General features: G+C 69.4%; 8 protein-coding genes. 6 read left to right on the top strand and 2 right to left on the bottom strand.

What is annotated here, in order from left to right; translation table 11 throughout:
- The first annotated feature begins 109 nt into the window (after window positions 1-109).
- The 4 genes from prfB (at window position 110) to A7A76_RS12420 (ending at window position 6,726) form a co-directional block, all read left to right on the top strand.
- A protein-coding gene (gene prfB, locus A7A76_RS12435; RefSeq protein WP_206411483.1) for a peptide chain release factor 2 occupies window positions 110-1,238 on the top strand; the annotation gives its coding sequence in 2 pieces (ribosomal slippage) (window positions 110-184 and window positions 186-1,238; 1,128 coding nt in all).
- 318 nt (window positions 1,239-1,556) lie between these two features.
- Window positions 1,557-3,074: a lysine--tRNA ligase gene (gene lysS / locus A7A76_RS12430; RefSeq protein ID WP_206411482.1), complete on the top strand. Its 1,518-nt coding sequence runs from the start codon at window positions 1,557-1,559 to the stop codon at window positions 3,072-3,074.
- Between the two features lie 409 nt (window positions 3,075-3,483).
- On the top strand, window positions 3,484-4,542 hold the full coding sequence (locus A7A76_RS12425) for an HD domain-containing phosphohydrolase (protein ID WP_206411481.1): 1,059 nt from the start codon (window positions 3,484-3,486) through the stop codon (window positions 4,540-4,542).
- Between the two features lie 3 nt (window positions 4,543-4,545).
- A complete protein-coding gene (locus A7A76_RS12420) occupies window positions 4,546-6,726 on the top strand; it encodes an ATP-binding protein (RefSeq protein ID WP_206411480.1) in 2,181 nt (726 codons plus the stop codon).
- Between the two features lie 72 nt (window positions 6,727-6,798).
- Here the strand turns inward: A7A76_RS12420 and A7A76_RS12415 are convergent, their stop codons facing one another.
- On the bottom strand, window positions 6,799-7,692 hold the full coding sequence (locus tag A7A76_RS12415) for a crotonase/enoyl-CoA hydratase family protein (RefSeq protein WP_206411479.1): 894 nt from the start codon (window positions 7,690-7,692) through the stop codon (window positions 6,799-6,801).
- A 228-nt stretch (window positions 7,693-7,920) separates the two neighbouring features.
- Complete coding sequence (locus tag A7A76_RS12410) at window positions 7,921-9,594, bottom strand: long-chain fatty acid--CoA ligase (protein WP_206411478.1); 1,674 nt, start codon at window positions 9,592-9,594, stop codon at window positions 7,921-7,923.
- Between the two features lie 343 nt (window positions 9,595-9,937).
- Here A7A76_RS12410 and A7A76_RS12405 point away from each other — a divergent pair, with 343 nt between their 5' ends.
- Window positions 9,938-10,375 (top strand): DUF4440 domain-containing protein, encoded by a 438-nt coding sequence (locus tag A7A76_RS12405; protein WP_206411477.1) that lies wholly within the window; start codon window positions 9,938-9,940, stop codon window positions 10,373-10,375.
- 149 nt (window positions 10,376-10,524) lie between these two features.
- Window positions 10,525-11,865 (top strand): SWIM zinc finger family protein, encoded by a 1,341-nt coding sequence (locus A7A76_RS12400; protein ID WP_206411476.1) that lies wholly within the window; start codon window positions 10,525-10,527, stop codon window positions 11,863-11,865.
- Window positions 11,866-12,040 lie beyond the last annotated feature (175 nt).

The raw sequence follows: 12,040 nt of genomic DNA, 5'->3' as shown, positions 1-12,040 counted from the left end.
GTTCGTCGCTTCGGTTGGTCGCGGCTCGCGCCGCTCCTGCAGGGGGCGGCCGGAGTCGCAGGCGACCTGCTAGAATCGCCGGTTCATCCGCACACGCACACACCCGGACATGATCGAACTCAATCCCGTCCGCCAGCGAATCGCCGACCTCAAGGGCCGGCTGGATTCGCTCAGGGGGTATCTTTGACTACGACGCCAAAGTCGAGCGCCTGGAAGAAGTAAACCGCGAGCTGGAAAGCCCCGACGTCTGGAACGACGCCGAACGGGCGCAGAACCTCGGCCGCGAGCGCGCCGCGCTGGAAAAGGTGGTCAACGGCATCCGCACCCTCACCGAGGGCCTGCTCGGCGGCCTGGAGCTGCTGGAGCTGGCCGAGATGGAGGACGACGAGTCCACCGCCCAGGCCGTGGTCGACGACGTCGACCGCTACGGCAAGGAAGTCGAGAAGCTCGAGTTCCGGCGCATGTTCTCCGGGCAGATGGACAGCGCCTCGGCGTTCGTCGACATCCAGGCCGGCGCCGGCGGCACCGAGGCCCAGGACTGGGCCGAAATCCTGCTGCGCATGTACCTGCGCTGGGCCGAATCGCGCGGCTGGAAGGCCGAGCTGATGGAAGTCAGCGGCGGCGACGTCGCCGGCATCAAGTCGGCCACCTTCCGCGTGGAAGGCGATTTCGCCTACGGTTGGCTCAAGACCGAGACCGGCGTGCACCGCCTGGTGCGCAAGTCGCCGTTCGACTCCGACAACCGCCGCCACACCAGCTTCACCTCGGTGTTCGTGTCGCCGGAAGTCGACGACAAGATCGACATCGAGATCAACCCGGCGGACCTCAAGACCGACGTCTATCGCTCCTCGGGCGCCGGCGGCCAGCACGTCAACAAGACCGAATCGGCGGTGCGCATCACCCACGTCCCCAGCGGCATCGTGGTGGCCTGCCAGACCGAGCGCAGCCAGCACGCCAACCGCGACCGCGCGATGAAGATGCTGGCGGCGAAGTTGTACGAGCTGGAAATCCAGAAGCGCAACGCCGAGCGCGACGCGGTCGAGGCGACCAAGTCCGACATCGGCTGGGGCAGCCAGATCCGCAACTACGTGCTCGACCAGAGCCGGATCAAGGACCTGCGCACCGGCATCGAGCGCAGCGACACACAGAAGGTGCTCGACGGCGATCTCGACGAGTTTGTCGAGGCCAGCCTCAAGGCCGGCCTGGAAGCGGGCTCGAAACGCAGCGACGCGGTCTAAGCCGCGCGCCGGAGGCGGCGATGCCGTCTCCGGCCCGGCCCCCGGGCGCCATCGCGCGCCCTTGGCGCCCTCCGGCTTGCCGCGTCCGCCCCGTTCCTCCCGTCCGCTCCGTTCGCTCGCGCTATCCGGCGCAACGCGTCCCCCCGCTACCGTCGTTCCCGCGAACGCGGGAACCCAGGGCTTCATCGCGACAGATTCTGCGGATTCCCGCCCGGCCACGCCGGATCGCCGGCCGCCCGCGGCCAGCGTTTCGCGCACGCGCCGCGGGACTTCAGTAATCTGCCCCCTCACGCATCCCCCATCCGCATCGCCAAGACCATGACCGACGAAACCCAGCAGCCGCCCATCGACGAGAACCACCTGATCGCCGAGCGCCGGGCGAAACTCACGGCGCTGCGCGGGGAGGGGATCGCGTTCCCGAACGACTTCCGCCGAGACAACTACGTCGGCGACCTGCACGGCGAATTCGCCGATGCCGAGCGCTGGAGCCAGGAAGCGCTCGACGCCGAGGCCCGTCGGGTCACTGTCGCCGGCCGCATCGTGGCCAAGCGGGTGATGGGCAAGGCCAGCTTCGTCCAGATCCAGGACGAATCCGGCCGCATCCAGTTGTTCCTGCAGGCCAACGTGCTCGGCGAGACCTACGACAAGTTCAAGGGCTGGGATCTGGGCGACATCGTCGGCGCGCAAGGCCCGCTGACCCGGACCAAGACCGGCGAGCTGTCGATCAAGGCCGAGTCGCTGCGCCTGCTGACCAAGTCGCTGCGGCCGCTGCCGAGCAGTTGGTTCGGCCTGGCCGACGTCGAACAGCGCTACCGCCAGCGCTACGTCGACCTGATCGTCTCGCCGGATTCGCGCGAGGTGTTCGTCAAGCGCTCCAAGATCATCCGCGCCATCCGCGCCTGGCTCGACGCGCGCCGCTTCCTGGAAGTGGAAACGCCGATGATGCATTACATCCCCGGCGGCGCCGCGGCCAAGCCGTTCACGACCCACCACAACGCGCTCGACCTGCAGCTGTACCTGCGCGTGGCGCCGGAGCTCTACCTCAAGCGCCTGACCGTCGGCGGCCTGGAGCGGGTCTACGAGATCAACCGCAACTTCCGCAACGAGGGCGTGTCGACCCGGCACAATCCCGAATTCACCATGCTCGAACTGTACGAGGCCTACGCCACCTACACCGAGATCATGGACCTGACCGAGGCGGTGATCCGCGACGCCGCGCAGCAGGTGCTGGGCGTCACCCAGGTCGAATGGGACGGCAACCTGATCGACCTGGGCCCGGCGTTCCGCCGCTGGTCGATGACCGACGCGGTGCTGGAGCACAACCCCGAAATCAAGCGCGAGGAACTGCGCGACCTCGCCGCCATGCGCGCCCACGCCGCGCGTTTGAAGGTCGCGGTCAAGCCGTCCTACGGCTGGGGCAAGCTGCTGCTGGAGATCTTCGAGAAGACCGTCGAGCACACCCTGATCCAGCCGACCTTCATCACCGACCACCCGGTCGAGGTGAGCCCGCTGGCGCGCGCCAACGATGTCGACCCGGAACTGACCGACCGTTTCGAGCTGTTCGTCGGCGGCAAGGAACTGGCGAACGGTTTTTCCGAGCTCAACGACCCCGAGGACCAGGCCGCGCGCTTCCAGGCCCAGGTGGCGCAGAAGGAGGGCGGCGACGACGAGGCCATGCACTTCGACGCCGACTACATTCGGGCGCTCGAGGTCGGCCTGCCGCCGACCGGCGGCCTGGGCATCGGCATCGACCGGCTGGTGATGCTGCTGACCGGCTCGTCCTCGATCCGCGACGTGCTGCTGTTCCCCTACATGCGTCCGGAAGCCGGCGGCTGAGCTCGGACCGCCGGGCACGGGCAGGGCGGCCGCACCCGCGGCCGCCGCGACGCGCCTTGGGCGGATACCGCCGCCGCGGCGCGCCCGGCGCGGGCGAGGCCCGCGCCTATCGCAGGCCCTGCGACCGTCCGGCCGCACACTGCGGGCGCTCGTACACTGAGCCCGCAAGGCCCAGGGCGGCACGCGAAAACGTCGTGCATCATCCGCACCGGCCAGCGCGCGCTGGCCGTCGGTTCATCCAGCTTGCGTACAAAACGTGATGAACGCCGCGCATTGCGCGCGCGCTTTACGTGAATGCCGGCCGCCACGGGCGTGCCGGGACTTTCGGCGGCTGCCCCGGCGCGACGCAGCAGAGTATGCTCGCAGGTCGGCAGCCGCAGGGGGCGGCCTCTCTACGGATACCGCTTGAGTGAACGTCGTTATCGTCGATGACCAAGCGTCCGCAAGGACGATGTTGCGCCACATCATCGAGGACATTGCGTCCGAGTTGCAGGTGCACGATTTCGGCGAGCCCGAGGCGGCGCTGGCCTGGTGCGAGAGCCATCAGCCCGACCTGCTGCTGCTCGACTACCGCATGCCCGGCATCGACGGCCTGGAGTTCGCCCGGCGTTTCCGCCGGCTGCCGATGCACCGCGACATTCCGATCATCCTGGTCACCGTGGTCGGCGACGAGCCGGTGCGCCAGGCCGCGCTGGAGGCCGGGGTGATCGATTTCCTGGTCAAGCCGGTGCGCCCGCGCGAACTGCGCGCGCGGTGCCGCAACCTGCTGGCGCTGCGCCAGCAGTCCGAGAACGTCAAGCAGCGCGCGCTGTCGCTGGAGCAGCGGCTGCTGTCGAGCATGCACGAGGTCGAGGAACGCGAGCGCGAGACGCTCTCGCGGCTGGCCCGGGCGATCGAGTTCCGCGACGCCGGCACCAGCGCCTACCTGGAGCGCATGGCCCATATCGCCGGTTTGATCGCCGAGCAACTGGGCATGTTCGAGGACGAGATCCGGGTCATCGAGATGGCCGCGCCGCTGCACGACATCGGCAAGATCGCCATCCCCGACGCGGTGCTGATGAAGCCCGGCCCGCTGACCGAGGAGGAGACGGCGATCATGCGCCGCCACCCCAAGATCGGCTACGAACTGCTCAGCGGCAGCCAGAACCGCTTCATCCAGGCCGGCGCCCTGATCGCCCTGCGCCATCACGAGCGCTACGACGGCTCGGGCTATCCCGACGGGCTGGTCGGCGAGGAAATTCCGCTGGAAGCGCGTATCGTGGCGGTAGCCGACGTGTTCGACGCGCTGATCTCGCCGCGGCCGTACAAGAAGGCGTGGGACGTGGACGCGGCCCTGGGTTATCTGTACGCCCAGCGCGGCCGCCTGTTCGACCCGCGCTGCGTGGACGCGCTGATCCGCAGCCGCACCCGCCTGGAAGATATCTGCCGACGCTATTCGACGAGCTTCCCCCGTCCCAGCATGGAGTAGCCGATGGCTTCTATCCTGCGCCTGGCCAAGGAGCGATTCGCCAACCGACCCGACAGCGAGCACGGCCAGGCGATCGTCCGCCTGGTCATCGCCTGCCTGATCGTGGCCTATCTGCTCGGCCTGCAAGGTTTCGAACGCGACAGCCACGCCACCCAGACCATGCTGTGGGTGATGCTCGGCGAGTCGGTGGTCGGCCTGGGCCTGACCGCGGCCATCGTCTGGCGTCCGGGCGTGTCGCACCTGCGCCGCTGGATCGGCATGATCGCCGACTACTCGACCCTGGCCGCGCTGATGTCGCTGGACGCGCCGTCGCTGGCGCCGCTGTACGTGATCGTGCTGTGGGTGACCATCGGCAACGGCCTGCGCTACGGCACCACCTACCTGTACACCGCCGCCGGCCTGGCCGCGGTCTCGTTCCTGGCGGTGATCCTCGGCAATGCGTACTGGAGCGAGCAGCCCTACCTGTCGGCGGGCCTGTGGCTGGGGCTGGTGGCGATTCCCGCCTACCTGTCCTCGCTGCTGCGCAGCCTGCAGAACGCGACCCTGGCCGCGCGCCGCGCCAACGAGGCCAAGAGCCGCTTCCTGGCCAATATGAGCCACGAGCTGCGCACGCCGCTCAACGGCATCATCGGCATGGCCGAGCTGATGCACGGCACCCGCCTGGCGCCGGAGCAGCGCGAGTACGCGGATGTCATCCACACCTCGGCGCAGTCGCTGCTGCTGTTGGTCAACGACGTGCTCGACATCTCCGCGATCGAGGCCGGCAAGCTGCAGCGCCGCGACGTCGACTTCAACCTGCAGGAAGTGGCCAAGCGCCTGCAGAAGATGATGCAGCCGCTGGCCGCGGCCAAGGGCCTGGCGTTCAAGGTCGAGGTCGCCGCCGACGTGCCGGTGCGCCTGCACGGCGACAGCGCGCTGCTGACCCAGGTGCTGCTGAACCTGCTGCACAACGCGGTCAAGTTCACCGAGTCCGGCGAGGTGTCGCTGCAGGTGCGGCTGAGTTCGGCGCCGGCGGGCGAGGCCGGCCGCGGCAAGGACGGCGAGCGCCAGGTGCGGCTGCGCTTCTCGGTGCGCGACACCGGCATCGGCGTGCCCGAGCAGGATCAGGAGCGGATCTTCCAGGCCTTCGAACAGGTCGACAACGGCCCGACCCGGCGCTTCGGCGGCACCGGCCTGGGCACCACCATCGCCAAGACCCTGACCCAGCTGATCGGCGGGCAGATCGGGGTGGAGAGCAACCCCGGCGGCGGCAGCCATTTCTGGATCGACCTGCCGCTGCGGCTGGAGGACGGCCTGGGCGACCGCGCCGACGCGGCCTACGCGGCCGACGACAAGGTGATTTCGTTCGAGGACCCGTTCCTGCGCCACAAGACCCGGGTGCGCAGCCTGCGCGTGCTGATCGCCGACGACCAGGCCGCCAACCGCACCGTGCTGACCCGGATCCTGGAACGCGCCGGCCACCGGGTCAGCGCCGCCAACGACGGCGAGCAGGCGCTGGACCAGCTCGAGAGCGGCCAGTTCGACCTGGCCGTGCTGGACATGCACATGCCCGGCCTGACCGGCCTGGACGTGATCCGGCAGCTGCGCTTCATGCAGGCCGGCGGCGCCCGTCGCACGCCGACCATCGTGCTCAGCGCCGACGCCACCTTGCAGGCCTCCGAGGCCGCCAACCAGGCCGGCGCGATGGCGTTCCTGACCAAGCCGATCGTGGTCGGCAAGCTGCTGGAAACCATCGCCGAGGTGGTCGATTCGCAGAAGTTGCCGGCGGTGCGCGCGATCAGCGACGTGGCCCGGCCGATGACCAACCCGGCGGTGCTGGCGGAACTGGCCGAGATGGGCCTGGGCGCGCAGTTCCTGCACGATTTCGTCGAGCAGTGCCTGGAGGACGCCAACGGCTGCCAGCGCGAACTGGCCAAGGCCGGCGAGGCCGGGCGCTGGGACGAGTTCCGCGAGATCGCGCACGCCTACAAGGGCGTGGCCGAGAACCTGGGTGCGCACTCCATCGCCGAGCGCTGCTCGCAGCTGATGCGGGCCGGCGACGAGATGCTGCAGCGCGAACGCGCCAAGGCGGTGAACGAACTGGCCGCCCAGCTCAATGCGGTGACCGAGCTCAGCCGCGAAGAGGTCGCGCGCTTGAGCCGCAACGGCGGCGCGCGCGGCAAGGACGTGCCCGACGTATCCTGAGCCGCGCCGACGGCGCGCGGCGGAAACATCCTGCCACGCATCGTGCGTGGCAGGCTCCCCCCTGAAAGACGCTTACACCAGCGTCAATGCCGGCGCAGCCGCCTGCGCGCGGCGCTGTTGCGCCCGCACCAGCCGTTCCATGGTCTTGAGCCCGCGGTCGTTGAGGCGCATGGCGGCGTCGACCCATTCGTGGGTCACCTTCAGCAACTCGTCCAGCGTCACCGGATTGCAGGCCTGGCGCACCGTGTTCATCGCCCGCAGCGCGTTGCCGATGCGCTGGTTGCGGCGGATCAGCTCGCGCGCGGCCTGGCGGCCCTGGCCGCGCGGCACCACCATGTCGACCACGCCCATGCGCAGCAGCTCTTCCACCGGGTAGACGCGGGCGTCGAGCATCATCCGCTCGGCCACCACCGGCGCGACCCGCCGGGTCAGGAAGGTGTAGGCGCCCATCCCCGGGAACAGGTCGAACAGGACTTCCGGGAAGCCCATGCCGGCGCCTTCCTCGGCGATGATGGTGTGGCAGCACAGGGCGGCCTCGAAGCCGCCGCCGAGCGCGTCGCCTTCGACCACGGCGATGCTGTGCACGCGGTCGTCGTAGAGCCGGTGCAGGTTGAACGCCACTTCCACGCACAACTGCGCGTACTCGAGCAGGCGGCCGCGCTGGCCGCCGCGGATCAGGCGCGAGAACAACTGCAGGTCGCCGCCGAGATTGAACACGTCCGAGTCGGAGGCCAGCACCAGGTGGTGGATGCCGGCCTTGGGATCCGGATCGGCGGCGAGGTTGCGGCGGATGCGTTCCTGGGTCTGCAGCATCTCGTGCAGCAGGCGTTCGGAGAAGCAGGGGTGGTAGGCCGAGGCGACGTCGGCGTGCATGTAGCACCAGTCGGTCCGGCTGGCGTGCTCGGATACGTGGCGCAGCAACGCAGCCTCGTGGCTGACGTGGAGTCGGGAAATGGGGACGGACATGATGGCAGGCTCCTGGGGCGCGGCGAGATTGGCGGGCGGGGCGCCCGTCGATTCGATGCTACACCTGCCATTCAGACTCAAAGCTCACAAAAAATTTAAACCCCGCCGTAGCGGGGTTTTAGCCGGGAAAATCGCGATCGCGCGGCGCCGCGATGTTGCGGCGCGGCTAGCGGAACGCGGGCGAGTGCGCGAAAAGCGCAACTCGCATTCACGCTCGCCGGGCCGCCCTCAGCCGGCGTTGTCGCGCAGCTCGCGGCGCAGGATCTTGCCGACGTTGGTCTTGGGCAATTCCTTGCGGAACTCGACGAACTTGGGATGCTTGTAGCCGGTGAGGTTGGCGCGGGCGTGGGCCTTGACGTCCTCGGCGGTCAGCGCCTGATCCTTCTTGACGATCACCACCTTGACCGCCTCGCCGGACTTGTCGTCCGGCACGCCGACCGCGGCCACTTCCAGCACGCCGGGCATCAGCGCGATCACGTCCTCGATCTCGTTCGGGTACACGTTGAAACCCGACACCAGGATCATGTCCTTCTTGCGGTCGACGATGTAGAAGAAACCCTGTTCGTCCATCTTGGCCATGTCGCCGGTGTGCAGCCAGCCGTCGTCGTCGATGACCTTGGCGGTTTCCTCGGGCTTCTGCCAGTAGCCCTTCATCACCTGCGGGCCCTGGATGCACAGTTCGCCGACTTCGCCCATCGGCAGGATGTTGCCGGCCTCGTCCTTGACGCAGGCGTCGGTGGAGGAGATCGGCAGGCCGATCGAGCCGTTGTACTCGGCCAGGTCGATCGGGTTGATGCACGCCGCCGGCGAGGTTTCGGTGAGGCCGTAGGCTTCCACCAGGGTCACCCCGGTGACCTGCTTCCAGCGCTCGGCGACCGAGCGCTGCACCGCCATGCCGCCGCCGAGGGTGAGGTGCAGGTGGGAGAAGTCGACCTTGTCGAAGCCGGGCGTGTTGAGCAGGCCGTTGAACAGCGTGTTGACGCCGGTGATCGCGGTGAAGCGGTTGTTCTGCAGCTCCTTCACGAACGCCGGCATGTCGCGCGGGTTGGTGATCATGTGGTTGAGGCCGCCGAACTTCATGAACACCAGGCCGTTCGCGGTGAGCGCGAAGATGTGGTACAGCGGCAGCGCGGTGATGATGATTTCCTCGCCCATGCGCGCGTTGGAGCCGATCCACGCGGCCGCCTGCTGCATGTTGGCGACCAGGTTGCGGTGGGTCAGCATCGCGCCCTTGGCCACGCCGGTGGTGCCGCCGGTGTATTGCAGGAACGCGATGTCGCCCGGCGCGATGTCGATCTGCGGCAGCTGGTGCATCTGCCCCAGGGTCAGCGCATCGCGGAAGCGCACGGCGCCCGGAATGTCGTAGTCGGGCACCATCTTCTTCACGTACTTCAGCGCGAAGTTCATGATCGGGCCGCGCAGCCCGCCGATCATGTCGCCCAGGCCGGTGGTGACGACCTGCTGGACCTGGGTGCCGGCGACCACGTCCTGCACGGTCTTGCCGAAGTTGTCGAGCACGAACACCACCTTCGCGCCGGAATCCTCGAGCTGGTGCTTGAGCTCGCGCGGGGTGTACATCGGATTGGTGTTGACCACGGTCAGCCCGGCGCGCAGCACGCCGAAGGTCGCGATCGGGTATTGCAGGCAGTTGGGCATCATGATCGCGACGCGATCGCCCTTCTTGAGCTTGAGCTCGCCGAGCAGGTAGGCGGCGAACTGGGCGCTGAGCCGGTCGATGTCGCCGTAGGTCAGTGTCTTGCCGAAATTGCGGAAGGCGGGGCGGTCGCGGAACTTCTCGATCGCGTTTTCCAGCACCGAGACCACGGAAGGAAACTCCTCCACGTCGATCTGCGCGGGCACGCCTTGCGGATAGTGGGCAAGCCACGGACGGTCCAAACTCATCGCGATCCCCTCTTTAATCGCTCGTCGATTCTGTCCGCTAGCCGCGCAAGTGCGCCGGCGTACGGTGTGTTTTCTCGATTGGAGCATAGGCTCTAGCGAGTGGCAAGGCGGTGCCCGGCGACGTTGCCGCGGCTGCGGCCGACCTGTCAGGATCGAGTGCGCGCAGGCCGGGGCGAACGGTCGTGCGAATCTTGCCCGGTGCCGGTTTCGAGCGGAAACCCAGGGCGAAACCCGAGCATGAACCCGAGGGGAAACGACGATGTTTGCAGCGATGTTCGGCGCATGGACGAGGCAGGCCGGCGACGCGCCCGCGCTTGGGCGAGTGCGGCGTCCGGCCGCTGCTGTGGCGGCCCGGCCGCCGGCGTTCGCGTTCTGGGCGGTGGCGCTGTCGCTGTTGGCCGCGTGCGGCGGCGGCACGCCGGAGCAGCGCCTGCGCGCGTCGATGGACGAGTTGCAGGCGGCGATCCAGGCGCGCGACGCCAAGGCGGTGCAGGCGCGGCTGGCCGACGACTTCGTCGGCCCCGACGGCCTGGACCGCGACGGCGCGCGGCGGCTGGCGGCGGCGAGCTTCCTGCGTTACCGCGACGTGTGGCTGCAGATCGCCGCGGTGCGTTTCGAAGTGCAGGGCGAGCGCGCGACGGTCGTGTTCGAAGCCGCGCTCGGCGGCGGCTCCGGCGCGGCGCTGCCGGACGCGGCGCAACTGTACGAGGTGCGCACCGGCTGGCGCGAACGCGACGGCGAGTGGCGGATGATTTCGGCGCAGTGGGAGCCGAGGCTTTGAAGCTGGGAGATAGCGGTTAGGAGTTAGAAGATAGTTAGAGCGGCGGCGAATCGCTGTAGCTATCTCCTAACTCCTAACCGCTATCTCCCAGGCCGTTAAGCTATGCTTGCGAGCAACGCAAGGACGACACCGGTGGGGACCGGTTCGCGATGGATTCTGCACTGACCGCCGAACAGGCGCTCGCGCTGGCGCCCGATGGCGCTTCGGCCAAGGCCGCGACCGGCCTGGCCTCCGACCGCCACTGGGTAACGCTCGGCGGCGACGCCGAGGCGCTGTGGGGCGAATGCAAGGGCAGCGGCGCCAAGCCGTACCAGGCGCAGGTCGATCTGGCCGCGCTGGTCACCCGCTGCTCCTGCCCCAGCCGCAAGTTTCCGTGCAAGCACGCGCTGGCGCTGCTGTTGATGCACGCGCGCGGCGGCATCGGCGCGGCGCCGCGGCCGGCGTGGGTGGAGGAGTGGCTGAACTCGCGCCGCGACCGCGCCGAAAAGAAGGAACAGGCCGCGGCCAAGGCCGCCGCCGCGCAAGCGGCCGACCCCGACGCCGCCGCGGCCGCCGCGGCCAAGCGCGAGGCCGCGCGCTGGAAGCGCATCGACCAGGGCACCGCCGAACTGCAGCGCTGGATCGGCGATCAATTGCGCCGCGGGCTGGCCGCGTTCGGCCCGCAACAACGCGCCGAGTGGACGGCGATGGCCGCGCGCATGGTCGATGCGCAGGCGCCGGCGCTGTCGGCGCAGGTGCTGGCCGCGGCCGAGTCGATGGCGAGCGGCGTGGCCGGCGCGCCGGCGGTGCTGGAGCGCTTCGGCCTGATCTGGCTGCTGCGCGAAGCGGTGGTGCGGCGCGAGACGCTGTCGCCGCCGCGCCTGGCCGACGTGCGCACCGCGCTGGGCTGGGTCTACGACAAGGACGACCTGGCCACGCTCGGCGAGAGCGTGAGCGACCGCTGGATCGTCCAGGGCCAGCGCATCGACGAACGCGACGACCGCCTGTTCGAGCGCCGGGTGTGGCTGCGCGGGCAGGCCAGCGGCCGCGACGCGCTGCTGCACGATTACGCCTACGGCGGCCGCGGCTGGGAACAGCAATGGCTGGACGGGCGCAGCGTCGAGGCGAACCTGCGCTTCTTCCCCGGCAGCGCGCCGCTGCGCGCGCTGGCGCTGGAGCAGGGCGCGGCGCAGCCGGCGCCGCGCTGGTCGCAACCGGCGGTGGAAGCGATCGAACGCGCCTCGTTGGCCTTCGCCGCCAATCCGTGGCTGCCGTGGTGGCCTTTGAGCCTGGCCGATGCGGTGCCGCTGCGCGAGCGCGAACGCTGGTGGCTGCACACCGCGGCCGGACGCCTGCCGCTGGCGCTGGGCGAGGCCGCCGGCTGGAACCTGCTCGCGCACAGCGGCGGGCAGGCCTTGCAGGTGATGGGCGAATGGGACGGCCGCAGTCTGCGGCCGCTGAGCGCATGGCGCGGCGAAGACGCGGCGCAGAACTGGAGCCTGGCGGCATGAGCGGCGCGGACACGAACGGCGCCGCCGAGTGGATCAAGCCGGCCCTGATCGGCATCGACGCGGCGCGCTCGCCGGCGTTTCCGGCGCCGGTCGCGGCGTTGCTGGACGAAGCCGGCGACGACGACGCGCTGGCCCGCTACGCGCGCGGCGCCGCGGCGATGGCGGCGTGCCGCCT

This window comes from Lysobacter enzymogenes (assembly GCF_017168095.1).
In the GTDB taxonomy this organism is placed as follows: Bacteria; Pseudomonadota; Gammaproteobacteria; order Xanthomonadales; family Xanthomonadaceae; genus Lysobacter; species Lysobacter enzymogenes_D.
The sequence above is the reverse complement of the archived record's forward strand: the minus strand, read 5'-3'. Positions and strand labels throughout refer to the sequence as shown.